We start from the raw sequence: 22,841 nt of genomic DNA on the forward strand, positions 1-22,841 counted from the left end.
TGCCGGATGCTGGTCCGTCGTTCCTCCGAGCGGGGGATGGCCACCCTCACGCTCGATTCGCCGCACAATCGCAACGCCCTGTCCGCACGGCTCGTCGGTGAGCTGCACGACGCCCTCGCGCGGGCCGCGGAGGATCCCGACGTCCGGGCGGTGCTGCTGACGCACACCGGAAACACGTTCTGCGCCGGTGCCGACCTGAGCGAGGCGGGGTCGGACGCGACGGCCCCGCTGGGGCTCGTACGGCTGATGCGCGCGGTGGTGGAGCTGCCCAAGCCCGTCGTCGCCGTCGTCGACGGGCACGTACGGGCCGGTGGGCTCGGGCTGTTGGGGGCCTGCGACATCGCCGTGGCGGGGGAGAAGTCCTCGTTCGCCTTCACCGAGGCGCGGCTGGGGCTGGCGCCCGCGGTGATCTCCATGCTGCTGCTGCCGCGGCTGGACGCCCGCGCGGCCTCGCGGTACTTCCTGACCGGGGAGCGCTTCGGGGCGCGGGAAGCCGCCGGCATGGGGCTGATCACGCTGGCCGGGGAGCCCGGTGAGGTGCTCGGGCCGGTGCTGGACGGACTGCGGCGCGGGTCGCCGCAGGGGCTCGCCGAGTCCAAGCGCCTGGTGACGGCGGAGCTCCTGCGCGTCCTCGACCGCGACACGCAGGAGCTGGCCGGGCGGTCCGCGCGGCTGTTCGCGTCGGAGGAGGCGCGCGAGGGCATGACGGCGTTCCTGGAGCGGAGGGACCCCGTATGGGCACGGTGAGCGCGCCCAAGCAGGACCGCAGCAGGGCCACCCGGCAGCGGCTGCTGGAGGCGGCCGTCGAGTGCCTCGCCGAGTACGGGTGGGCCGGGTCGACGGTCTCCGTGGTCGCCGAGCGGGCGGGGGTGTCGCGGGGTGCCGCGCAGCACCATTTCCGTACGCGGGAGGACCTGTTCACGGCGGCCGTCGAATACGTCGCCGAGCAGCGCCTGGCCGTCCTGCGGAACGCGCTCGTCCCCGTGCAGCTGATCTCGGGCCCCGCGCGGACGTACGGCGCCGTCCGGGAACTCGTCGGCCTGTTCACCGGCCCGCTCTTCCGCGCGGCCCTCCAGCTGTGGATCGCCGCCACGAACGAGGAGCAGCTGCGGGCCCGGGTGACCGACCTGGAGACACGGGTGGGGCGCGAGGTGCACCGGATGGCCGTCGAACTGCTGGGTGCGGACGAGCGCCGTCCGGGCGTGCGGGAGACTGTGCAGGGCTTCTTGGACATGGCCCGGGGGCTGGGGCTGGCCAACTTGCTGACGGACGACAGCGCGCGTCGGGAGCGGGTGGTGGCGCACTGGTCGGGGGTCTTGGACGAGATGCTTCGCGCTGCTGCCGCGGCGTCGCGCTGAGGTTCGGGTGCGGCCCGGCGGGCTTTGTTCCCCAGCCCCGCCCCTTCCCGAAACCGGGGAGACCCCGGACCCCCGAAGCGGCTGCGCCGCTTGTCCTCAAACGCCGGACGGGCTGAATTCGCTGGCTACGGTCCGCGAAATCCAGCCCGTCCGGCGATTGAGGACGCTCCCGCAGGGAGCTCCGCCGCAGGCGGCAACGGTCAGCCGGCGATGTCGGCGTAGCCGGTGACCTCGCGGGGGTTGCGGGGCCCGGGCCCCACATAGCGGGCCGACGGCCGGACCAGTCGGCCCGTCCGCTTCTGTTCGAGGATGTGCGCGCTCCAGCCCGCCGTGCGGGCACACGTGAACATCGACGTGAACATGTGCGCCGGTACCTCCGCGAAGTCCAGCACGATCGCCGCCCAGAACTCGACGTTCGTGGCGAGCACCCGGTCCGGGCGGCGGTTGTGGAGTTCCTCCAGGGCCGCCTTCTCCAGCGCCTCGGCGACCTCGAAGCGGGGCGCGGCCAACTCCTTGGCCGTGCGCCGCAGGACGCGCGCGCGGGGGTCCTCGGCGCGGTAGACGCGGTGGCCGAAGCCCATGAGGCGCTCGCCGCGGTCCAGGGCCTGTTTGACGTACGCCGTCGCGTCGCCCGTGCGCTCGATCTCCTCGATCATGCCGAGGACCCGGGAGGGCGCCCCGCCGTGCAGCGGGCCGGACATCGCGCCGACCGCGCCGGACAGGGCGGCCGCGACGTCCGCGCCGGTCGAAGCGATGACGCGCGCGGTGAACGTCGAGGCGTTCATGCCGTGTTCGGCGGCGGACGTCCAGTACGCGTCGACGGCCTTGACGTGCCGCGGGTCCGGCTCGCCGCGCCAGCGCTTCATGAAGCGCTCGACGACGGTCTCCGCCTTGTCGATCTCCCGCTGCGGCACCATCGGCAGGCCCTGTCCGCGCGCCGACTGGGCGACGTAGGAGAGCGCCATGACGGCGGCGCGGGCGAGGTTGTCGCGGGCGGTCGCCTCGTCGATGTCGAGGAGGGGCTTCAGGCCCCATACGGGGGCGAGCATCGCCAGCGCCGACTGCACGTCGACGCGGATGTCGCCCGAGTGCACGGGGATCGGGAACGGTTCGGCGGGCGGCAGACCGGGGTTGAACGAACCGTCGACCAGCAGACCCCAGACATTCCCGAAGGACACCTGACCGACCAGGTCCTCGATGTCCACGCCTCGGTAGCGGAGGGAGCCGCCTTCCTTGTCGGGTTCTGCGATCTCCGTCTCGAACGCGACGACTCCTTCGAGTCCGGGTACGAAGTCGGACATCAGGCGGCTCCTCATGATGTGTGCGACAAGCGGGTGCCGGGCCGGTTACACGGCCGCTCGGCGCGGCTCGCGGTCCGGAACGGTCAACCCGGTCATGCCCCGTGCGGCTGGCTTTCACCCGGCCTCCGCGCCCGGCCCTTCGCGGGCGCCGGGTGCCGGATTCAGGCCGGACACGATAGCTGGTGATGTGCGGGTCCCACAGCCTCCCGCCCTGCGATTTTGGGGTGTCCGGACAGACGCGGGGAAGGGTGATGTCCGGCACACCGCGGGTTTTGCCGATCGAGGGGTTGGCGAGGGCCCGCACCGGGCAAACTGAGCGGCTACGCCCGAGTGGGGGAAGCGGGCGGATGCTGGAAGATGGGCGCGTGACCCACGCCGATGAGTTCCACGCACCGGAGTTCCACGCGGGCGCCCTCGACCCGGCCGCCATGCGCGAGCAGTACGGCTCCACGGGCCTGCTGGAGGCGGACCTGGCCGCGAGCCCGTACGAGCAGTTCGCCGTCTGGTTCGCCGAGGCGTTCGCGAGCGGGCTCCAGGAACCCAATGCCATGATCCTCTCGACCGCGGACGCCGAAGGACGGCCCAGCGCACGGACCGTGCTGCTCAAGGGCTACGACGGACGCGGCTTCGTCTTCTACACCAACTACGGCTCGCGCAAGGCCGGTGAGATCGACGGCAATCCGCACGTCTGCCTGCTCTTCCCCTGGCACCCGCTCGCCCGGCAGGTCATCGTCACGGGCACCGCGGAGCGCGTGAGCCAGGAGGAGACCGCCGCGTACTTCCACTCCCGCCCGCACGGCTCGCAGCTCGGCGCGTGGGCGAGCGCGCAGTCGACGGTCGTCGGCTCGCGCGCGGAGATCGACGCGGCGTACGAGCGGCTGGCCGCGCGCTATCCGGAGGGCGAACCGGTGCCGGTCCCCACGGGGTGGGGCGGTTTCCGGGTGACCGCGCAATCCGTGGAATTCTGGCAGGGGCGGGAGAACCGGCTGCACGACCGTCTGCGCTATGTGCGGTCCGGCGACGGCTGGCGGGTGGAGCGCCTCTGCCCGTAGGGGCTTCGAAACCCGCAGGGGCTTTCGAAACGCAGCGATCCGTGGGCCACTGTTCGTCGTCATGACGAACGCCGAGCGGACGACTCGGCAGCCCACGGATCGGGTGACTGCTCGGGATTGGCCGGCGACGCCGGCGCTGCGCAATGCGCGACGACGGGCGTCTAGCCCGCAGTCACCTCACGCGTCCGGATTGAAATCATGTTCCGAACCACCTCCCTTCTCGTGTGCGCACCACCCTAGGAAGCGCGTCCGGGGCCCACAACCCAATTTCCTGTGGGCAACGATTTCTCCGAAGTCGGTGTGGTGCCCAGCACGGTCGAGTTGAATGACCCGTCGTGCAGGACATGCAGACGCGTCCAGCTGGGGGTACCTCGTGACCGCACCACACCAGTCCGGGCCTGCCCGCCCGGAAGCACTCGCCGGGCCCGGGTCCGGGTCCGGCTCCGTCCCCGGCGCCGACTGCGACGACTCGGACCTTCTCGCCGCGCTCCTCGACGGCATGGACGCGGCCCTGTGCGCGTTCGACGCCGACGGCACGGTCACCCACTGGAACCGCGAGGCCGAGCGGATACTGGGCTGGACCGCGGCCGAGGCCGTCGGGCGGCAGGGGCTGGCCGGCTGGGCGGTGCGCTCCGCGGACGCCGAGGAGGTCACCGCGCGGCTGATGGCCGCGATGCGGGCGCACGGCCGCCAGGTGCACGAGTTCGCGCTGCTCACCAAGGACGGCGGGCGGGTCCTGGTCCGTACGCAGCTGTCGGCGGTGCCCGGCGCGGACGGCAGGCCCGCGGGCGCGTACTGCGCCTTCAGCGAGGTGCACACCCAGATCGACCTGGAACGGTCGATCGCCCTGAGCGAGGCGCTGTTCGGGGACGCGTCGTGGGGCGTGGTCCTCGTGGACGCCGACCTGCGCCCGGCGCTCGCCAACGCGCACGCGGCGCGCGCCCTGCGCTCGGGGCGCACGGCCTTGTTGGGGCGCCCCCTCGGTGAGCTGCTGGACCAGGGCGTGGAGGAGATCGAGGGCGCCCTCCAGCACGTACTGGCGGCCGGTGCGCCGCCCGCTCCCACCGATCTGTGGGTGACGCTGCGGGACCAGGGCGGGGCTCCGCCGGAGCGGCGCTGCTGGCGCAGCGGCTTCCTGCGGCTGGCCTCGCCGCTGGCGGAGGAGCCGGTGCCGCTGGGGGTGGCCTGGCTGTTCCTGGACGTGACGGCGGCACGGCTGGTGGAGCAGGACAGCGCGCGGCTGCGCTTCCGCAGCAGCCAACTGCACCGGGCGGGCCGGGCGGTCGCCGAGTGCGAGGACCCGATGGAGGCCGCCACCCTCTATCTGGACTTCGCGCTCGCGGGCTTCGCCGACCACGCCCTGGTCGACCTGCTGCCGGAGCCGGAGGCGACCCCGCGCGAGCCGGTCAGGCTCGTACGGGCCGCGGCCACGCCCGCCGGCATGCCCGGCCCGGCCGCCTCCCCGGCGACCGTCCGGGGCGGCATCCCGGTCCCGTATGCGGAGGGCCACCCGGCGCTCCAGGCGGTCGAGCGCTGCGGCAGCGTACGGGCGGTCTCGGACTGCTCCGAGGGGTGGGCGGCGGCGCGCAAATGGCCCGACGGCACCCTGCACGCCCTGTCCACGACCCTGCGCAGCCGGGGCCGGACGGTCGGCGTGGTCACCTTCCTGCGCGGCCCGTCCCGCCGCCCCTTCGACCGGGCGGACGCGACGTACGCGGAGGACATCGCCTCACGGGTGGCGGCGTCGGTCGACCTGGCGGTGGCGACGGGGGAGTGAGGGGTCCGCGGAAGCGGTCAGTGGCGGAAGAAGATGCGGTCGCCGTACTCGTCCATGACGCGGCCGTTCCACTCGTGGCCCCCGTCGACGTTCCCGGACCGGAGCATCGGCGGGTCGATCCCCCGCGCGGCGAGCTCCCCGGCGGCGGAGGCCACGACCGCCTGCATCAGCGCGCTCGTGACCACCGTGGACGCGGGCCCGAAGGGCGCGGCGATGCCGTCGGCGGTCAGTTCCGCGTCACCGATGCCGATCTTGCTGTCGATGACGAGGTCGCAGTGGTCCTTGAGGAACGTCCCGGACGTGTGCCGCGACCTGGTGTGCTCGGCGTACGCGAGCGAGGTCACGCCGACGACCGTGAGCCCGAGCGCGCGGGCGTTCATGGCCATCTCGACGGGCAGCGAATTGCGCCCGGACAGGGAGATGACGATCAGTACGTCACCGGGCCGAGCCGGACTCGTGTCCAGCACCGCCCCGGCGAGGCCGTCGACCCGCTCCAGGGCGCTGCCGAGGGTGGCGGGCATGACGTCGAGGCCGATGACACCGGGCACGGCGAGGAGGTTGATCAGGGCGAGGCCGCCGGCGCGGTAGACGACGTCCTGCGCGGGCAGCGAGGAGTGCCCGGCGCCGAAGACGAAGAGCCTGCCCCCGGCCGCCACGGCGTCGGCCAGCACGGATCCCGCCTCGGCGATGTGCCCCGCCTCTTCGTCGCGCACCCGCTGGAGCAGCCCGATCGCGGCGTCGAAGAACTGCCCGGCCAGCTTGTTCTCGCTCATCGCTGCGGGGCTCCTTAGCTAGGGATCCGGTGGCGCGTACCGTCTGGGCGTACGCTCGTGGCGCGGATCACGTTGCGGTCTGGACCTGGGCCCTGTCAATACGGCGGCGGCGGGCGTGGCCGTCCGCGGCACCGTTGTCGGTGATATGCGTCAGAATTGAGTCCAGGGCCAGCGCACGACTTATCAAGGGGCACGCATGTCCGGACTGATCGACACCACGGAGATGTATCTCCGCACCATTCTCGAGCTCGAGGAGGAGGGTGTGATCCCCATGCGTGCCCGCATCGCCGAGCGGCTCGACCAGAGCGGCCCGACGGTGAGCCAGACGGTGGCGCGCATGGAGCGTGACGGCCTGGTCTCGGTCGCGGGCGACCGGCACCTGGAGCTCACCGAGGAGGGCCGCCGGCTGGCGACGCGCGTCATGCGCAAGCACCGGCTCGCGGAATGCCTGCTCGTCGACGTGATCGGCCTGGAGTGGGAGCAGGTGCACGCCGAGGCCTGCCGCTGGGAGCACGTGATGAGCGAGGCGGTGGAGCGGCGCGTGCTGGAGCTGCTGCGCCACCCGACGGAGTCGCCGTACGGCAACCCCATCCCGGGCCTGGAGGAGCTGGGCGAGAAGCCCGAGCCGGACCCCTTCCTCAACGACGGCATGGTCAGCCTGATGGACCTGGAGCCGGGCGCCGACGGCAAGACCGTCGTCGTCCGCCGCATCGGCGAGCCCATCCAGACGGACCCCCAGCTGATGTACACGCTGCGCCGGGCGGGCGTGCAGCCGGGCGCGGTCGTCAGCGTGACGGAGTCCGCGGGCGGCGTCCTCGTCGGCAGCGGCGGCGAGGCGGCGGAGCTGGAGGCGGACATCGCCACGCACGTGTTCGTGGCGAAGAGGTAGCCGACGGCGGCGCGGTGGGTGACGGGCGGCCGGTCCGGCTGCCCGCGGGCTCCCGGGGCTCCTCCCCGGGCCCTTGACGCGCCGCGGTCGCGACGGACCCTTGGCCGACGGCCAACTCAGGCCCGGACTCCGCGTATAGGGCGCGAAGCGCCCATTCGCGTGCCACGCTGGCGCTGACGCATATGCGCGGCGCGCCGTCGTCCTGGGGAGGGGCTCCGATGAGGTCGGTGGACGGTCATGGCGAGGGCCCCGGCGCCCTTGCGAGCTGCCGGGGCCCCGCCTCCCCATGTACCCCCGTGGCGACCCGGAGCCCCGAGCTCCCAGGGTCCGCCCCGTGGACCTTCTTCCCCGAGCGGTCCACGCCCAGGTCGATTACTCCCCTGGGCTCCGCCGGTCAACCCTTCTGCAAGGTCACTCGAACGAGGGGTGTTGCGCGCGACGGCCGAGTGTTCGAATACCAGTTCTATACAGTGGAGCTGCTCGGGGGAGAAGAGGGGGTGCCAGGCTCATGGCGCGGCGTATCGACGTGAGTGGAAGCGGCGGAGTGCGGCTCGCCGCCTGGGAGTTCGCCGACCCGCCGAAGGGCGGCGACGGCGCGGGCGGCCCCGGCGCGGTGCTGCTGCTCCACGGCCTGATGGGCCGCGCCGCGCACTGGGCGGAGACCGCCCGCTGGCTCTCCACCCGCCATCGCGCGGTCGCCCTGGACATGCGGGGCCACGGCCGCAGCGAGCGCCCCGTCGACGGCCCCTTCACCCGCGAGGCGTATGTCGCCGACGCCCAGGCCGCCGTCGAGCGCCTGGGCCTCGCGCCCGTCACCCTCATCGGTCACGCGATGGGCGCCCTCACCGCCTGGCAGCTCGCCGCCCGCCGCCCCGACCTCGTGCGGGCCCTGGTGATCTGCGAGATGCGGGCCTCCGCGCTGGGGGTGGCCGGGCGGCGGGAGTGGGGCGAGTGGTTCAAGTCCTGGCCCGTGCCCTTCGCCACGCTCGCGGACGTCCGCAAGTGGTTCGGGGAGGACGACCCGGCCCTGGAGCGCCCCAAGCCCGCCCGCGGTGATTTCTACGCCGAGGTGATGGCCGAGCGCTCCGACGGCTGGCGCCCGGTCTTCTCGCGCCGCCAGATGCTGATCGCCCGCGAGACGTACGCACGTGACGCGCACTGGGAGGACCTGGCGCTGGTGCAGTGCCCGACGCTGGTCGTCCGGGGGCTCGACGGCGAGCTGGGGCGGGCCGAGGCCCACGAGATGGTGCGGGTGCTCCCGCGCGGGGTCTACGCGGAGGTCCATGACGCGGGGCACTTCGTCCACTACGACCAGCCGGACGCCTGGCGGCGCGTGGTCGAGCGCTTTCTGGAGACGGCGCTCCCGGCGTAGGCGGGAGCGGGCCCTCCGGCCCGGCCCGGGATTAATTCAACAAGCGTTGACATAATTCGGCGGCGGGTGTGCACTGGAGGTACGGCTCACCGAGCACCGACCGTGCGCACCCGAGGAGACACCATGTCCTCCCAGCTGCCTTCCACGTCCCTGTCCGCCGATGTCCTCGTCGTCGGCGCCGGCCCCACCGGGCTGCTGCTCGCGGGGGACCTCGCCGCCGCCGGAGTGCGGGTCGCGCTGCTGGAGCGGCGGGCCGAGGAGTCCAATCTGACCAGGGCGTTCGCGGTGCACGCGCGCACCCTGGAGCTGTTCGACGCCCGGGGGATCGCCGAACAGCTGCTGGCCACGGGGACGTTCACCGGCTCCGTGCGCCTCTTCGGGCGGGGCCGGATCGACCTCACCCGGCTGCCCACCCGCTTCCCCGGCGTCCTGTTCACCGCGCAGTACGAGACGGAGCGCGTGCTGGAGGAGCGCGCCGTCGCCCTCGGCGCCGAGATCCGGCGGGGCGCCGAGGTGACCGGGCTGCGCCAGGACGCCGACGGCGTCGACGTGGACGTGCGCGAGAAGGGCGGGGAGACCCGGCGGCTGCGCGCCGCGTATGTGGTGGGGGCCGACGGGGTGCACAGCGCCGTGCGGCGGGCGCTGGGGATGCCCTTCCCGGGGAAGTCCGTCCTGCGGTCCGTGATGCTCGCGGACGTCCGGGTCGACACCGAGCCGCCCGGACTGCCCGCGTTCGAGGCGGGAACCGGCGGCTTCGCGTTCCTGGTGCCGTTCGGCGACGGCTGGTACCGCGCGATCGCCTGGGAGCGCGGCAGCAGCCTGCCGTCGGACGTGCCCGTGGACATGGACAATCTGCGGGCCGTCACCCGCGACGCCTTCGGCACCGACTTCGGTATGCGTGACGCCCGTTGGACCTCGCGCTTCCACAGCGACGAGCGGCAGGTGCCGCGTTACCGCGAGGGCCGGGTCCTCCTCGCGGGCGACGCCGCGCACGTCCACTCGCCCGCGGGCGGCATGGGCATGAACGCCGGGCTCCAGGACGCCGCCAACCTCGGCTGGAAGCTCGCCGCCGTCCTCCAGGGGCGGGCCGCCGACGCGCTGCTCGACAGCTACCACGACGAACGCCACCCGGTCGGCAAGCTGATCCTCCGCCTCAGCGGAGCCATCGTGCGCGCCGCCCTCATCGGCTCGCCCGCCGGGCGCGCCCTGCGCGATGTCGCGGCCGGTGCCGTCGGCGCCCTGCCCTTCGCCGTCGACCGCGGCGCGAGCCTGGTGTCCGGCATCGGCATCGACTACCCCGCGCCTCCCGGCGCCCACCCGATGACCGGCCGCCGCGCCCCCGACCTGCCGCTGGCCGAGACCGCCGACGGCCCGTCGAGGCTGTACGAGGCGCTGCGCGCAGGTGCGTACGTACGCGTCCTGCCGCGCGGCGCGAAGGCGGGGCCCGAGCCGGACGTCACCACGGTGACCCGGGCCGACGCGCTGCCGCTGACGCTGCTCGTGCGGCCGGACGGGCACGTGGCCGAGGTGTCGTGACACAGGCCGGGCGCGGGTGCCGCGGAACGGGGACGTCCGGGCGGGGTCACCTGCGCCGGGCGTCCGCCGCGTCCCGGCCGCACGCGTACGCCAGCGAGCTGACCAGCTCCTCCGCGTCGGGGAGCCAGCGGTTGGCGGCGGTGGGTTCGCGCGCCCACAGCACCGAGCCGCGCGAGCCCATCCGGGTCGGCGGGGCCACCACGTAGTCACCCTCGCCGCGGGCGACCAGGTCGAGCGTGGAGGGGTGCCAGCCCAGCTTCCGCGCGAGGTCTCCGACCTTCAACGCCCCGCCGGGCAGCACGAAGAACAGCATCCGGCCGTACGGAGTGCAGGTCACGGGCCCCAGCGGGGTGCCCATCCGCTCCATGCGGGCGAGCGCCAGGCACCCGGCCGTGTCCGGCACGTCCAGCGCGTCGAACGTGCGCCCCGTCGGCAGCAGGACCGAGGAGTCGGGCTGCCTGGCCCACATCCGGCGGGCGGCGACGGCGCTCCCGGTGGCCTGGGTCGCCCAGTCGGGGCGGGCGGGGTGCGCACCCGGGGCGGGGCAGCCGAGTTCGCCGCACGAGCAGCGCTCCCGGCCCTCCTCGGCCTCCAGCCAGGTGCCGGCGAAGACGTCCCAGTGCCGTTCTTCCGCATACCGGACAGCCGCGTCGAGCAGCCGCTCGCCGCGCTGTTGGGGGACGAGCGGTGCTCCTACTACTCCGATGGTCTCTTCCACGTCCTTCACAACTCCCCCTTGTCACGAGGGGTTACGGCTCAGGGTCGGGCTTGTCGGTGGCGGTCGGATATGCACATGGGGCGCACGGATGCATGTACGGGGGCGCAGGCGCGGGTTCCCCGCCCAGGTGGGTAGCCACCTCCGAGGCGAAAGGGCGAGACAGTCATTGTTTGGCCATTACCGCCTTTGCTGTCATTACCGTTAAGTCCGCATTCTCCGGACATTCAGGGGGCAAAGATCACAGGGGAAGGCGCTCTCAGCAGCTGTCTCAGCTTCTCCGCATCTCGCGGCGCGAGCCGCGAACGCTTAGCAGTCTCAGGGGGTACAGCATGGCCGCACGGCCACTCGTGGCGCGGCAGCCGAACGAACGGCTGCAGGCGCTCATCCAGGAAGCAGCCTGCTCCAACGCCGGGTTGGCGCGCCGCGTCAATATGTGCGGCGCCGAGCACGGCCTCGACCTGCGGTACGACAAAACATCCGTAGCGCGCTGGCTCCGCGGCCAGCAGCCCCGCGGCCGCGCTCCCGGCATCATCGCCGAGGCGCTGGGCCGCAAGCTCGGCCGTACGGTCACGATCGACGAGATCGGCATGGCCAACGGCAAGAACCTCGCGTCCGGCGTCGGCCTCCAGTTCTCCCCGACCGTACTGGGAGCCATCGAGCAGGTCTGCGAACTGTGGCGCAGTGATGTCGGACGGCGGGACTTCCTCAGCGGTACGTCCGTGGCGTCCTCCGCCCTCGTCGAGCCCAGCCGCGACTGGCTGATCACCGGCGCCGACCCCCAGGTCGCGCGCAACGCCGGGGCCCGCGTGGGCGCCTCCGACGTCGAGGCCGTACGGGCGACCACCGACGCCCTCGTCGAGCTCGACCACCGCTACGGCAGCGGACACGTCCGGCCCGTCGTCGTCCACTACCTCAACAGCGTCGTCTCCGGGCTGCTCGCCGGCTCGTACCGGGAATCCGTCGGACGTGAACTCTTCGCTGCCGTCGCCCGGTTGACGGAGCTCGCCGGGTACATGGCCGTCGACACCGGCCAGCCGGGGCTCGCCCAGCGCTACTACATCCAGGCCCTGCGGCTCGCCCAGGCCGCCGGGGACCGCGGCTACGGCGGATACGTACTGGCGGCGGGCATGAGCCACCTCGCCGCGTCCCTCGGCAACCCACGGGAGATCGCCCAACTCGCCAAGGCCGCGCAGGAAGGGGCGCGGGGGCAGGTCACCCCGCGCGCTGAAGCGATGTTCTGCGCGGCCGAGGCACGGGGGCACGCGCTCATGGGCGACGCGCGCGCCTTCCAGACCGCCGCCGGGCGGGCCCTGAACCACCTCGAACAGGCCGGCGCCGGCAAGGACACCGGCGACGACCCGCCGTGGATCCGGCACTTCGACCACGCCTACCTCGCCGATGAACTCGCCCACTGCCACCGCGACCTCGGCCAGGCCGACCAGGCGCGGCGCCAGGCGGAGGACGCCATCGCGGGCCACCCCGAGGGGCGGGTGCGCCGCCGCGCCATCGGAATGCTGCTGCTGGCCACGGCACAGGTGCAGCAGCGCGACGTGGACGAGGCGTGCGCGACGGGCACGCGGGCCCTGGAACTGCTCGGCACGCTGCGCTCCAACCGGGGCGCGGAGTATCTCGACGACTTCCAGCAGAGGCTGGCGCCGTACCGGGAGGAGCCGGTGGTGAGGGAGTTCGGGGCGCGCTTGGAGGTTGTGGCGGCGTAGTCGGGGGCTGAGCCTTCCGTTGAGTGCGGCTTGTTCGCGCCTGCGGCGGGCGGCCTCGCTCTCGTGCCCCCACCGGGCCGGGGTGTGGGGCCGGGGGACCCCCGCCCCTGCGGCCCCGCCCCTCTCGCCGGAGGTCAGCCGTCGGGGTTGGCCTCCAGGCAGGTCAGTTCGATGCTGTCGATGACGGCCTCGTTCGTCTGGTGGGTGAGGTGGGCGACGTTCTCGATCCCGACCGCCATCCATCCCGACAGGCTCATGATGAGTACGCGCAGACCGTCGGTGCCGTGCTTGGCGAGCACCTCGTCGGCGACCCGCATGGCCTCCTCGGGCACCCGCTCGGCCGGTTCGAGTCCGACGACCTTCCGCATCAGGCCGATCGTGGTGTGGGAGATCTCCGGTGCGATCGCCCGCAGCCGCCGGTCCTCCTCCTCGTCCACGCTTCCCCTCCTTCTGCCCATGGTTTCCTGGCTACTTGGGAGCACGCTAGGGCACCCCGCAACCCCACGCACACGCGCTTGACAAGCGACCCTGGCGGATGCATTCGATCTCCACGGCGGGAGGGGTGGGGGTCCTGGACGCTGACGTGCTATTTGCGGCGCAACTTCGGGGCAATCAGCGCACTTCGGGGCAACGCGCCGTAAATATACGGTCCAGGACCCCTGCCCCGGAGGTCACGCCCCGGCACCACAATCCCAGCCCGGCCGGCGTTTGAGGCCGCTCCCCCAGACTCCGTCCGGGGGGACCCCCAAGGGCGCCCCGCCGCAGGCGCGAACAAGCCGCACCCACAAAAGCAACCGCACCCAGCGGACATGGCACCGGCGTACGACGACCGGTAGCGTGAGCCGACGCTTCCGTAAGTCCCGTACAGCTAGGAGTCCCGGTGACGCAGAGCGGACAGGGAAACGCGCCGCAGCCTCCCGCGCAGGCGCCGCGCGAGGGTGTCGTGCTGCCCGCTCAGCAGGAGTCGTGGGGCGCCGACGGGCACCAGGCCCCGGCGCCGGGCCGCCCGTGGGGTCAGCCCTGGGGGCCGGACGCGCAGCGTGCGCCGCTGCCGCCGGAGGCGCCGCCGGGTGCGCCGCGTCCGCCCGCCCATGCGCCGGGTGCCCCGGAGGCCACGCAGTATCTGCCGCCGGTGCGGGACTCCGCGTCGGAGGCGACCCAGTACCTGCCGCCCACCTCGGCGAACGAGGCGACCCGGTACATACCGCCCGTGGGCGGCGGGCCGCTGCCCGACGCCGCGTCCGCGGCGACGCAGTACCTGCCGCCCGTGCCCGCGGGCCCGCACGGCGAGGCCACGCAGCTCATTCCCCCGCAGCCGGGCGGGCCCGAGCTTCCCCAGTACCTGCCGCCGGTCGACAACGGCGCGGCCACGCAGTACCTGCCGCCGGTGCAGGAGTCCGCCGCGACGCAGTACCTGCCCCCGGTGACCAACGACGCCGCCACGCAGTACCTGCCGCCGGTGTCGTCCGGCCGCCCGGATCCGGCCGCCCCGCACATACCCCAGGCCGGTGGCGCGGCCTTCGCACAGACGGGGGAGCGGCCGCCGCCGGCCGAGTTCGACGGGCTGTTCCGGGAGAGCGGCGCCGCGCCCGGTCCCCGGCAGCAGGTGCCGCCGCCGCGCGGCCCCCACGCGGGCCCGCCGCCCCGGCCCCGGCCCCAGGAGCCCCCCGCGCCTCGCAAGAAGCTGCCGACCGCCGCGATCGTCGGCATCGTCGTCGCGGCCTGTGCCGCGGCCGGGCTCGGCGCCGGTGCGCTGCTCAGCGGTGGTGGCGACGACAAGAAGAGCGACCAGCAGAACACGGCGTCGAGCTCGCCCGCCCCCGAGCAGTCGGCCGACAGCGGCAAGCAGGAGCCGGCGCCCAAGGCCGACGACCCGGCACTCGCGCAGGCGAAGGCGCTGGACGCGCTCCTCAAGGACAGCAACAACAGCCGTGACGCCGTCATCAAGGCGGTCGACTCGACCCGGAGCTGCAAGGACCTCGACAAGTCGGCGAGCGACCTCCGGGACGCGGCGAAGCAGCGCGACGGCCTGGTGACCCGCCTTCAGCAGACCTCGGTCGACAAGCTTCCGGACAGTGCGGAGCTGTCGGCGCAGCTGACGAAGGCCTGGCAGTCGTCGTCGGCGGCGGACAGCCACTACGCGGCGTGGGCGGGGCAGGCGGGCGGCAAGGGCGGCTGCGTCAAGGGCCGTCCGAAGCCGACGGGTGACAGTACGGCGGGCGACAAGGCGAGCGACGACGCGACGGCTGCCAAGAAGAAGGCGGCCGACCTGTGGAACCCGATCGCGAGGAAATACCACCTGTCCCAGCACAAATGGACCCAGCTGTAGCAGCGGGTGGCGGGTGGCCGTGCCCGGACCCCCGACCGGGGGCCCGGGAGGGGAACGTACGATCGGACGCGTGCAAGCTTCGGAGAAGTCTCCCCGCCGCGGCCGCCGCTCGACCACCATGGACGGCATGCCGCTCAATGACATGCCGTGGTGGCGCTGGCGCGTGAACGTGCGCTCCGCGCTGCACATGCTCTCCGACCCGGTGTTCCAGCAGGAGTGCTGGCTGACCGGGCGCGCGGGATTCGGTGACGTGACCGACGCCGTCTACCGGCTGGTCGAGGACACCTGGCTGGACAACTGGTCGGCCGAGAAGTACCTCGGAACGATCTTCCGGGACTCCGCCGAGGTCGCCGTCGTCGACGTCGCCGTGCTGCGGGTGCTGCGGATCATGCACCAGGTGGGGGCCGACGCCCCGGTCTCGGCGTATCTGGAGCACCACGGCTGGCCGGACGCCGTACGGGCCGCCCGTGAGGCGCACGTCCGGCTGGCGGCGAACGACGGTGACGACCCGGACGCGCCGCCCCGTTCGCTGGAGATCCTGGCCCTGGCCACCGGCGCCCGCTGAGCGGGCCGCGGCCGGCGCGGTCGGGAGGGGCCGCCGGGTGTGCGACGCTATTGGGCTATGAACGCCTCGCAGTCCCCTGTCACCGAAGGGGCCCCGGAACAGTACGTCCTCACCCTCTCCTGCCCGGACAAGAAGGGCATCGTGCACGCGGTGTCCAGTTATCTCTTCATGACCGGTTGCAACATCGAGGACAGCCAGCAGTTCGGCGACCGTGACACCGGGCTCTTCTTCATGCGCGTGCACTTCGGTGCGGACGCGCCGGTGACGCTGGAGAAGCTGCGGGCCAGCTTCGCGGCGATCGGTGACTCCTTCCGGATGGACTGGCAGATCCACCGGGCCGACGCGAAGATGCGCATCGTGCTGATGGTGTCCAAGTTCGGGCACTGCCTCAACGACCTGCTGTTCCGCTCGCGGATCGGCGCGTTGCCGGTCGAGATCGCCGCGGTCGTCTCCAACCACACCGACTTCGCCGAGCTGGTCGGCTCGTACGGCGTCCCCTTCCACCACATCCCGGTGACGAAGGACAACAAGGCGGAGGCCGAGGCGCGGCTGCTGGAGCTCGTCCAGGCGGAGAACGTCGAGCTGGTCGTGCTGGCGCGCTATATGCAGGTGCTCTCGGACGACCTGTGCAAGGTGCTCTCCGGGAAGATCATCAACATCCACCACTCCTTCCTGCCGAGCTTCAAGGGCGCCCGCCCGTACCACCAGGCGCACGCGCGTGGTGTGAAGCTGATCGGTGCCACCGCGCACTACGTGACCGCCGACCTCGACGAGGGCCCGATCATCGAGCAGGAGGTCGAGCGCGTCGGTCACGGCGTCACCCCCGACCAGCTGGTGGCGATCGGCCGTGACGTGGAGTGCCAGGCGCTGGCCCGTGCCGTGAAGTGGCACAGCGAGCACCGCGTGCTCCTCAACGGCCGGCGGACGGTCGTCTTCGCCTAGGCGGACGCCCCCGTTCCGCCCGCTCCGGTCACAGCCGGGAGAGGGAGGCGGTGGCCAGGAGGACGTCCTCGATGGCCTCGCTGTCGCCGGTCCGGCCGACGGCCGCGTCCTCGGGAGGTATGTGGCCCGCGGCCAGCCTGCAGAACTCGATGCCGTCCAGCGCGACGTGCGCCACCGTCCCCTCGGGTGAACCGAGGGCGCCCGGGGAGTCCAGCGGGACGTACCAATGGCCACCGCCGCTGCCCTCGACCTCCAGATGGAGCGTGCGGCCCGGGGCGCCCGCCGCGACCAGGGTGCGGGCCGGTGGGGCGAGCCCGGCCCGGCGGCGGCCCGCCAGGGCGACGGGCAGCATCCGCGCCGCCAGGCCCACCATGTGCCGGAGGTGGCCGGGCGCGGGCGGGCCGTACGGATAGTCGACGGCTTCCGCGATGTCCGAGGCGTGCACCCAGCACTCGAAGGCGCGGTCCACGAAGGAGTCGCGCAGCGGCAGGCTGAACGCGCCGTAGGACACGGGCAGCTCCGCCACCTCGTCGGCGGCGAACGACGCGCCGCGGATCAGCGCCGTGCTCTGGTCGCGCCAGGCCGCGTGCGCCGTGCCGGGGCCGTGCCGGTCGGGCGCGCCGGAGGCCGCCTGGTGTGCCCAGAGCGCCTCGGTGCGCTCCGTGGGCGAGTCGGTGGCGCCGGGGCCCACGGGGTCGGGGAGGCCGAGCGCGGCGGCGACGAGGCCGTCCACGGCCATCAGATGGCCGATCACGGCGGCCGCCGAGAGGTCGCGGGCCACGGGCCGCTCGCCGTCGAACCACCTCAGCCGCACCGGCGCCCGCCACTCCGCCTCGCCGATGTCGCGCAGCAGGGCGTCGAGCCGGGCCGTCTCGGCGTCGTAGGGCGCGGCCCAGTCCGGCACGGGGACGCGGGCGGGGCGGCGGGCCAGACAGGAGGCGAGCACCCGGGAGCGCAGCCTCGGGTCGAGGTCGAGGCTGTCCTCCGGGTGCAGCAGCGCGACCGCGTCCCGCAGCCGCACGGCCTCGTCCGCGCAGGTGGCGCAGTCGGTCAGGTGCTCCTCGACGGCGGCCGTCTCCTCGTTGGAGCAGGCGGCCAGCGCCCAGGCGCCGAGCAGCGACTTGAGCACCTTGTGGGTCGCCTGGGGCCGGCGGGTCTCCGAAGCGGTGCCGCTCATCGTGCGCCTCCGTGGGTGCGAGGCGCGGTCACACGGGGCCCGTGGTGCGCGGTGGACAGCAGTTGCAGCCCGAGCCGCAGCCGGCGGCGGGCCTCGTCCTCGGTGACGCCGAGGTGGGCGGCGGCCTGGCGGTAGTCGAGGCGGCGCAGATAGGCGAGGTCCAGGGCGGCGCGCAGCGGGGCGGGCATGGAGGTGACGATGTAGTCGGCGCGGGCGGCGGCGGAGGCCGCGCGGACCTTCTCCTCGATCTCCTCCGGGCTGCTCCGGTCGTCGCTCTTCGCCCGCCGGAGCCGCTCGACGGCCTGCTGGTGGGTGAGGGCGGCGATCCAGGAGCGCAGGGAGCCCTGCTTGGGGTCGTAGGCGCCGGGGTGCTCCCAGACATAGCCGAAGACCTCGCGGGTGACGCGGTCGGCGCCGCTCTCGTCGCCGAGCACCCGCTGGGCCTGGGTGTGGACGAGGGAGGCGAAGCGGTCGTAGAGCTCGCCGAGCGCCGCCGCCTCACCGTGCGCGAGCCGCTGTTGCATCTTGCGGTCCCACTTGGGTGGTGCGTCGGTCGCCATGCCGCCCCCTCCGTGCGTCCCTGCCGTCGTCGCGTGGCCCGTGCCGTGGCTCGTACTGATGATCGCTCGTGCTTGTGCTCGGCGTCACATGCTTCTCGAATCTAGTCGCCGGGTGTGACAACGCAGACGCGTTTGCGGCAAAGCAGGCCCCTCGGTGGCTGCGGATGGTATTGCCCCGGTCACTTTCCGCACCATTGTCCGATCGTTATAGATCGTACGTGCGCGAATGTGCCGATGTGTTATGCGTGTGTGACCGGATCCAGGAGAATTCGGGGTTCGAGCTGGGCATAGGCTCGTTGAGGGCCGGTTGGCGCTGTGGCGTTTCACGGAAGAGCGGTCGGGCAGCCGCAACCGAGGAAGGGTCCGTTCCGGGGAACGAGAAACCGAGCGAAGGGGCTTCGAGCGCGTGACGCTGAAGGTGAAGGACGCCGAGCAGGGAGACTGGGCAGTCCTCCTGGTCTCCGGTGAGATGGACCTGGTGACGTCGCCGGTGGTCCGGCAACGCGTGCACGACGCGGTCGCGGAGGGCCGCCGCAGTCTGGTGCTCGACCTGGCCGAGGTGCGCTTCTGCGACTCCAGCGGCGTCGGCGTGCTGATCGCCGCCCGCCGTCTGATGCGCTCCTGTCAGGGTCGGCTGAGACTCATCCTGCCTGCGCAGGGCGGTGCGGACGGATCACACATCAACAGGGTCCTCGCGGCGCTCGGGGTGCGCCGTCTCTTCGACATCTACCCCGACCTGGCGACGGCGACGCACGAAGAGCCGCTTTCCGCCTAGCGGTTCTTCGGGCGTCGGCCGGGGCTCCGTCGGGCGCCTAACTCCCCAGGGGGAGTTCCGCCCGTACGACGAAGCCCCCGTCCTCCGTCCGGTGCGCCTGGAGCGTTCCGCCGAGGCTCTGCGCCCGCTCGCGCAGGCCCACCAGACCGTGCCCGCCTCCCGGCAGGTCCGGCGCGGCCGCGGCCGCGTCCGGCGGGCCGTTGCGCACCTCGACCAGCAGGCCGGGCGCCGCCGTCCCCGTACCTGTCTCGGCCACGCGCACGCGTACGCGCGCGCCGGGTGCGTGCTTGCGGGCGTTGGTCAGTGCCTCCTGGACCGTGCGGAAGGCCGCGCGCTCCACGGGCTCCGAGCGCTCCGCCGCCGGGTCGCACTCGCTGTCGTACGTGACGTCCAGCGCGCTCAGTTCGATCAGCCGCGGCAGATCGGCGAGGCTCGGCTGCGGGGTGAGCTCCTCGGTGTCCGCGCCCGCTGCGCGCAGGATGCCGACCATGTGGCGGAGCTCCTCCAGGGTGCGCACGGACAGTTCGCGGATCCTCGTGGCCCCTTCGCGCGCCTGCGCGTCCCGCGTGCTGATCTGCACGGCGCCCGCCTGGAGGCTGATCAGGCTGACCTGGTGGGCGACGACGTCGTGCATCTCCCGTGCGAGCCGGGCGCGTTCGGTGGCCAGCACCTGGTCGGCGAGGAGCCGGTCCTCGCGGGCGCGGCTGCGGGTCAGCTCGTCGAGCCGGGTGGCGAGTTCGCGGCGGGTGCGGGTGAGGAGTCCGAGGGCGATGGGGGTCGCGGCGGTGACCAGCGCGTCGACGAGCAGGAGGGCGGTCTGGCGGCGGTCGGAGAGGGAGAAGTCGGAGACCGGGTACGGCACGAAGTGCGCGACGGCCAGCAGCAGTCCGGCGGCGCCGAGCAGCCGGCGGTCGGTGCGGTGGGTGGCCACGGTGTAGAGGGCGATCATCGGGGCGAACCAGATGTAGCCGATGTAGATGCCCGGCAGCGTGGTCAGGAAGACGAGAACGGGGAACCGCCGCCGCCACAGCAGCGCCACCGCGGCGAGCAGGGACATGCCCATGCCCAGGCCGAACCCGGCGCCGTTGACGAGCAGCGCGTCCACGGCGGCGAGCAGCGCGGGCACGAGGACGGGCACGGCCGACCGCACCCTCGCGGGCAGCCGGCGCCCCGCTCTCCCGATCACCGCGGACTCCTGGACGGTGCAGGCGGGGCCGGCCGGGCCGCGCGTGCGGGTCGCGGTCTGCGCCCGCCCGCGTCCACAGGCCCGCGCCGTGCGCTGTGGTCCGCCACGTGTGCCGGGTTCGCGCACCGGGCCCGTACGTCCACGGGCACGCGGCGCGGTCCCCGTCCGGCCGCCGCCGTGTCGCCACGCCGTGTGCCCGCCGCGGTGTGCCTCACCGCGCGTCCCGCGGCGCCGGGTGGTCGCCCGGGCGGGCCGGGGCGCGGGCGGGGGCCGGGCGGGGGGTCGCGACCAGGCCCGCGCGGTCGGCGATGATCGCGGCCTGGACGCGGTTGAGGCCGCCCAGCTTGCCGAGGACGGCGCGCACGTGGTCCTTGACCGTGCTGGGGGCCAGCCCCATGCGTTCGGCGATCTGGGGGTTGGCCAGGCCCGCGCCGAGGTGGGTGAGGACCTCGCGCTCGCGCGGGGTCAGCGTGGCCACCGCCCGCGCGGCCGTCGACTCGGCCTCCGCGGCGAGGTAGCCGCCGATGACCGCGCGCGTCACGCCCGGGTCGAGGACGCTGCCACCGGCCGCGAGGGTGCGCACGGCCTGGACGAGCTGCTCCGGGTCGGTGTCCTTGAGCAGGAAGCCGGTGGCCCCGCCGCGCAGCGCCGCCGCGAGGTACTCGTTGGCGTCGAAGGTGGTGAGCATGGCGACGGCGGGCGGCCGCGGAAGGTCGCGCAGGCCGCGCAGCACGGTCAGGCCGTCGACGTCCGGCATCCGGATGTCGAGCAGGACGACGTCCGGGGCGGATCCGCGCACGGTGTCCACGGCCTCGCCCCCGCCGCAGTCCGCGACGACCTCGATGTCCGGGGCCGTGCCCAGGATCATCCGCAGCCCGGACCGGACGAGCTGCTCGTCGTCCACCACCGCAACACGGATCACCGACAGCTACCTCTTCCTGTGCGCTCTGTCCGCCGGTCCGGACCACCCGGCGGATCTCCAGCCTGCCGCACCGTTCCGGTGCGGACCGCTAGAAACGGAGCGTAAGGCTCCAGTCGTCGGTTTGTCCGCTCCGTGACGCACCCCCGCCGACCGGAGGGGGTGCCGCTCTGACCCGGGACGGATACCGTCCGGGCGCATCGCCCGGCAGAGTGACGTCCATGCTGCACCATGCCGGGACCCGCGTCGGTACGCCCGGCCGCCCGTGGCGCGCCCGCGCGCCCCACCGGTGACGGCACGGGCAGCTCGCGGTCGCAGGCCGCCGCGTCCCCCACAAGCGGCGGCCTGTGACGTGAGAGCCGCGACCGGAAAAATTCGGGGTGAAAATATGCGGTTCGGAAGGCCCCGCTACAGCACCCCGCCCCGGAAGGGCGGCTCCGTGGGCGCGGGCCCCAGCGTCGTCGTCCCCGGCGCGGCGCGGTGCCCCAGGCCCGTGCGGTACGCGTCGAGGGCCGCCTCCGTCCGGCCCGTACGCCGCAGCAGATCGCCCAGCAGCCGGCACAGGTCGGCGAGGTCGCCCGCGGCTCCGGTGCGCTCCAGGAGGGACAGGGCGGAGCAGTAGTGCTCCTCCGCGGTCTCGGTCTCGCCGCGCTCCTCCGCGATCAGACCCAGCAGCCGGTGCGCGCCGCCCGCGTGGACGGCGCCGCGCTCGGCGCCCAGCGCCGAGGGCGACAGGAGGGGCCGCAGCAGCCGCTCCGCCTCGCCGGTCTTGCCGCGCCGCCGCAGCACGTCCGCCAGCTCCACCTCGACCTGCACGGTGAACAGCGCGGCCCGCTTGGACGCCAGCATGTCCCGGGCCGTGCGCAGCTCGCTCTCGGCGCCCTTCAGGTCGCCGTCCTGCGCGCGGACGTAGCCGCGCATCCAGTGGCAGTGGGCGAGTTCGGTGCGGATGTGCAGCTGGAGGTAGAGCTCCTGCGCCTAGGCCAGGGACGCGTCGGCCTCGGCGATGCGCCCCTCGGCGATGAGCGTACGGGCCACTCCCCGGTGCATCCCCGCGACGAGCGCCGGGTCGTCCACCTTGGGTGCGAGCGCCAGCGCGAGCTCCGCGGCGTGCACGGCCCGTGCGTGCGCCCCCATGTCCATATAGGGCGCGATGGAGGCCGTGTAGAGGAGCAGCAGCGCGTCCGGATCGTGCATCCCCGAGGCGTTCAGCTCGTCGACGGCGGTCTCCAGCAGATAGCAGGCGTAGCGCAGTTCACCGGCGAGCAGGTGCGCGGTGGCGCGCCCCCGGAGAGCGGGGACGCGGCGCGGCAGCGGCTCGTCCGCGAGGAGCTGTTCGGCGGCGGCGAAGTGGTCGCGGGCCTCGACCAGGTCGCCGGTCTCCAGGGCGCAGTCGCCGAGCCCGAGGAGCGCGGCGCTCTGCTCCGTGACGAGCGTCAGCCCGGCGGCCTCGTCGCGCAGCGCGCGGAATTGCTCCGCCGCGTCCTGCGCCGCTCCGGTGGCCAGCGTCCGCCGGGCGTCCGTCAGCCGCATCCGCAGCCCGGTCGCCAGGTGCGGCGGCCGGCCGGTGGCGAGTTCCTCCACCGTGGTGCCGAGGCGCTCGGCGAGGTGGCGCAGGGCGTTCTCCGAGGGGCGCACCCGCCCGGCCTCGAGGGTGGAGACGTACGCGGCCGTATAGGCGGGCTCGGCCAGCTGGCGCTGGGTGAGGCCCTTCTCCGTGCGCAGCCGCAGCACGCGCCGCCCGATGTCGGCGGGCTCGTCCGCCCGTATGCCGTGGGTGCTGTTCTCCGCCACTGGTGCCCCTCGGTAGGTTACGCCGTGCGATGCACGCGGTGAGTCAAACCCGTCCGGGACCGCTCACGGCTGTCCGATGTCTTACTGATGCCTGTCCGAT

General features: G+C 73.5%; 20 protein-coding genes and 1 pseudogene. 12 read left to right on the forward strand and 9 right to left on the reverse strand.

Annotated features, from left to right (window positions below; translation table 11 throughout):
• The first annotated feature begins 6 nt into the window (after positions 1 to 6).
• Together DXZ73_RS25760 and DXZ73_RS25765 are read left to right on the forward strand one after the other, a co-directional pair.
• Complete coding sequence (locus DXZ73_RS25760; protein ID WP_338059138.1) at positions 7 to 747, forward strand: enoyl-CoA hydratase family protein; 741 nt, start codon at positions 7 to 9, stop codon at positions 745 to 747.
• Positions 735 to 1,358, forward strand: a complete 624-nt coding sequence (locus tag DXZ73_RS25765) for a TetR/AcrR family transcriptional regulator (protein ID WP_116213425.1) — start codon at positions 735 to 737, stop codon at positions 1,356 to 1,358. Before DXZ73_RS25760 ends, DXZ73_RS25765 begins: the two co-directional genes overlap by 13 nt.
• Positions 1,359 to 1,558: 200 nt before the next feature.
• Here the strand turns inward: DXZ73_RS25765 and DXZ73_RS25770 are convergent, their stop codons facing one another.
• Positions 1,559 to 2,659 (reverse strand): citrate synthase 2, encoded by a 1,101-nt coding sequence (locus DXZ73_RS25770; RefSeq protein WP_116213426.1) that lies wholly within the window; start codon positions 2,657 to 2,659, stop codon positions 1,559 to 1,561.
• 347 nt (positions 2,660 to 3,006) lie between these two features.
• On the opposite strand from DXZ73_RS25770, the gene pdxH reads away from it, so the two are divergent.
• Positions 3,007 to 3,711 (forward strand): pyridoxamine 5'-phosphate oxidase, encoded by a 705-nt coding sequence (pdxH, locus tag DXZ73_RS25775; RefSeq protein ID WP_116213427.1) that lies wholly within the window; start codon positions 3,007 to 3,009, stop codon positions 3,709 to 3,711.
• Positions 3,712 to 4,084: 373 nt separating this feature from the next.
• Positions 4,085 to 5,488 carry a PAS domain-containing protein gene (locus DXZ73_RS25780; RefSeq protein WP_240351488.1) on the forward strand — a complete coding sequence of 468 codons (1,404 nt, stop codon included), beginning with the start codon at positions 4,085 to 4,087 and terminating at the stop codon, positions 5,486 to 5,488.
• Between the two features lie 17 nt (positions 5,489 to 5,505).
• On the opposite strand, the gene DXZ73_RS25785 is transcribed toward DXZ73_RS25780, so the two are convergent.
• Complete coding sequence (locus DXZ73_RS25785) at positions 5,506 to 6,261, reverse strand: SIS domain-containing protein (RefSeq protein WP_116213429.1); 756 nt, start codon at positions 6,259 to 6,261, stop codon at positions 5,506 to 5,508.
• Between the two features lie 196 nt (positions 6,262 to 6,457).
• Between DXZ73_RS25785 and DXZ73_RS25790 the strand changes: the two genes are divergently transcribed.
• The 3 genes from DXZ73_RS25790 (at position 6,458) to DXZ73_RS25800 (ending at position 10,058) form a co-directional block, all read left to right on the forward strand.
• Positions 6,458 to 7,150, forward strand: a complete 693-nt coding sequence (locus tag DXZ73_RS25790; RefSeq protein ID WP_116213430.1) for a metal-dependent transcriptional regulator — start codon at positions 6,458 to 6,460, stop codon at positions 7,148 to 7,150.
• 508 nt (positions 7,151 to 7,658) lie between these two features.
• Positions 7,659 to 8,522: an alpha/beta fold hydrolase gene (locus tag DXZ73_RS25795; protein WP_116213431.1), complete on the forward strand. Its 864-nt coding sequence runs from the start codon at positions 7,659 to 7,661 to the stop codon at positions 8,520 to 8,522.
• A gap of 123 nt (positions 8,523 to 8,645) precedes the next feature.
• Complete coding sequence (locus tag DXZ73_RS25800) at positions 8,646 to 10,058, forward strand: FAD-dependent monooxygenase (protein WP_116213432.1); 1,413 nt, start codon at positions 8,646 to 8,648, stop codon at positions 10,056 to 10,058.
• A gap of 46 nt (positions 10,059 to 10,104) precedes the next feature.
• Here DXZ73_RS25800 and DXZ73_RS25805 read toward each other — a convergent pair whose 3' ends face one another.
• Complete coding sequence (locus tag DXZ73_RS25805) at positions 10,105 to 10,776, reverse strand: bifunctional DNA primase/polymerase (RefSeq protein ID WP_425315921.1); 672 nt, start codon at positions 10,774 to 10,776, stop codon at positions 10,105 to 10,107.
• Between the two features lie 329 nt (positions 10,777 to 11,105).
• Here DXZ73_RS25805 and DXZ73_RS25810 point away from each other — a divergent pair, with 329 nt between their 5' ends.
• The gene (locus DXZ73_RS25810) at positions 11,106 to 12,494 is read left to right on the forward strand and encodes a transcriptional regulator (RefSeq protein ID WP_116213434.1); all 1,389 of its coding nucleotides are present in this window, start codon (positions 11,106 to 11,108) and stop codon (positions 12,492 to 12,494) included.
• 134 nt (positions 12,495 to 12,628) lie between these two features.
• On the opposite strand, the gene DXZ73_RS25815 is transcribed toward DXZ73_RS25810, so the two are convergent.
• Positions 12,629 to 12,931, reverse strand: a complete 303-nt coding sequence (locus DXZ73_RS25815) for a hypothetical protein (RefSeq protein ID WP_116213435.1) — start codon at positions 12,929 to 12,931, stop codon at positions 12,629 to 12,631.
• Between the two features lie 443 nt (positions 12,932 to 13,374).
• Here DXZ73_RS25815 and DXZ73_RS25820 point away from each other — a divergent pair, with 443 nt between their 5' ends.
• The 3 genes from DXZ73_RS25820 to purU all read left to right on the forward strand — a co-directional run bounded on the left by DXZ73_RS25820 (position 13,375) and on the right by purU (position 16,330).
• Positions 13,375 to 14,823, forward strand: coding sequence for a hypothetical protein (locus DXZ73_RS25820; RefSeq protein ID WP_116213436.1), 1,449 nt, complete (start codon positions 13,375 to 13,377; stop codon positions 14,821 to 14,823).
• 118 nt (positions 14,824 to 14,941) lie between these two features.
• Positions 14,942 to 15,388 carry an SCO4402 family protein gene (locus DXZ73_RS25825; protein ID WP_205519368.1) on the forward strand — a complete coding sequence of 149 codons (447 nt, stop codon included), beginning with the start codon at positions 14,942 to 14,944 and terminating at the stop codon, positions 15,386 to 15,388.
• Between the two features lie 57 nt (positions 15,389 to 15,445).
• Positions 15,446 to 16,330, forward strand: coding sequence for a formyltetrahydrofolate deformylase (gene purU / locus DXZ73_RS25830; RefSeq protein ID WP_116213437.1), 885 nt, complete (start codon positions 15,446 to 15,448; stop codon positions 16,328 to 16,330).
• Between the two features lie 28 nt (positions 16,331 to 16,358).
• On the opposite strand, the gene DXZ73_RS25835 is transcribed toward purU, so the two are convergent.
• Together DXZ73_RS25835 and DXZ73_RS25840 are read right to left on the reverse strand one after the other, a co-directional pair.
• Positions 16,359 to 17,507, reverse strand: a complete 1,149-nt coding sequence (locus DXZ73_RS25835; RefSeq protein WP_116213438.1) for a maleylpyruvate isomerase N-terminal domain-containing protein — start codon at positions 17,505 to 17,507, stop codon at positions 16,359 to 16,361.
• On the reverse strand, positions 17,504 to 18,067 hold the full coding sequence (locus DXZ73_RS25840) for a sigma-70 family RNA polymerase sigma factor (protein ID WP_116213439.1): 564 nt from the start codon (positions 18,065 to 18,067) through the stop codon (positions 17,504 to 17,506). Before DXZ73_RS25840 ends, DXZ73_RS25835 begins: the two co-directional genes overlap by 4 nt.
• 406 nt (positions 18,068 to 18,473) lie before the next feature.
• Here DXZ73_RS25840 and DXZ73_RS25845 point away from each other — a divergent pair, with 406 nt between their 5' ends.
• Positions 18,474 to 18,842, forward strand: a complete 369-nt coding sequence (locus DXZ73_RS25845; protein ID WP_116213440.1) for an STAS domain-containing protein — start codon at positions 18,474 to 18,476, stop codon at positions 18,840 to 18,842.
• A gap of 37 nt (positions 18,843 to 18,879) precedes the next feature.
• On the opposite strand, the gene DXZ73_RS25850 is transcribed toward DXZ73_RS25845, so the two are convergent.
• The 3 genes and pseudogenes from DXZ73_RS25850 to DXZ73_RS25860 form a co-directional block, all read right to left on the reverse strand.
• On the reverse strand, positions 18,880 to 20,028 hold the full coding sequence (locus DXZ73_RS25850) for a sensor histidine kinase (protein ID WP_240351489.1): 1,149 nt from the start codon (positions 20,026 to 20,028) through the stop codon (positions 18,880 to 18,882).
• Positions 20,029 to 20,239: 211 nt separating this feature from the next.
• On the reverse strand, positions 20,240 to 20,950 hold the full coding sequence (locus tag DXZ73_RS25855) for a response regulator (RefSeq protein ID WP_116213441.1): 711 nt from the start codon (positions 20,948 to 20,950) through the stop codon (positions 20,240 to 20,242).
• A gap of 405 nt (positions 20,951 to 21,355) precedes the next feature.
• A pseudogene (locus DXZ73_RS25860) lies at positions 21,356 to 22,741 on the reverse strand (helix-turn-helix domain-containing protein).
• Positions 22,742 to 22,841: the final 100 nt, after the last annotated feature.

This window comes from Streptoverticillium olivoreticuli subsp. olivoreticuli (assembly GCF_003391135.1).
GTDB lineage: Bacteria > Actinomycetota > Actinomycetes > Streptomycetales > Streptomycetaceae > Streptomyces > Streptomyces blastmyceticus.

What these genes read in the sequence shown, in the direction of transcription:
- DXZ73_RS25760 (WP_338059138.1), top strand. Translation starts at nt 7, where the DNA reads ATGCTGGTCCGTCGTTCCTCCGAGCGGGGGATGGCCACCCTCACGCTC.
- DXZ73_RS25765 (WP_116213425.1), top strand. Translation starts at nt 735, where the DNA reads ATGGGCACGGTGAGCGCGCCCAAGCAGGACCGCAGCAGGGCCACCCGG.
- DXZ73_RS25770 (WP_116213426.1), bottom strand. Translation starts at nt 2,659, where the DNA reads ATGTCCGACTTCGTACCCGGACTCGAAGGAGTCGTCGCGTTCGAGACG.
- pdxH (WP_116213427.1), top strand. Translation starts at nt 3,007, where the DNA reads ATGCTGGAAGATGGGCGCGTGACCCACGCCGATGAGTTCCACGCACCG.
- DXZ73_RS25785 (WP_116213429.1), bottom strand. Translation starts at nt 6,261, where the DNA reads ATGAGCGAGAACAAGCTGGCCGGGCAGTTCTTCGACGCCGCGATCGGG.
- DXZ73_RS25790 (WP_116213430.1), top strand. Translation starts at nt 6,458, where the DNA reads ATGTCCGGACTGATCGACACCACGGAGATGTATCTCCGCACCATTCTC.
- DXZ73_RS25795 (WP_116213431.1), top strand. Translation starts at nt 7,659, where the DNA reads ATGGCGCGGCGTATCGACGTGAGTGGAAGCGGCGGAGTGCGGCTCGCC.
- DXZ73_RS25800 (WP_116213432.1), top strand. Translation starts at nt 8,646, where the DNA reads ATGTCCTCCCAGCTGCCTTCCACGTCCCTGTCCGCCGATGTCCTCGTC.
- DXZ73_RS25810 (WP_116213434.1), top strand. Translation starts at nt 11,106, where the DNA reads ATGGCCGCACGGCCACTCGTGGCGCGGCAGCCGAACGAACGGCTGCAG.
- DXZ73_RS25825 (WP_205519368.1), top strand. Translation starts at nt 14,942, where the DNA reads ATGGACGGCATGCCGCTCAATGACATGCCGTGGTGGCGCTGGCGCGTG.
- purU (WP_116213437.1), top strand. Translation starts at nt 15,446, where the DNA reads ATGAACGCCTCGCAGTCCCCTGTCACCGAAGGGGCCCCGGAACAGTAC.
- DXZ73_RS25835 (WP_116213438.1), bottom strand. Translation starts at nt 17,507, where the DNA reads ATGAGCGGCACCGCTTCGGAGACCCGCCGGCCCCAGGCGACCCACAAG.
- DXZ73_RS25840 (WP_116213439.1), bottom strand. Translation starts at nt 18,067, where the DNA reads ATGGCGACCGACGCACCACCCAAGTGGGACCGCAAGATGCAACAGCGG.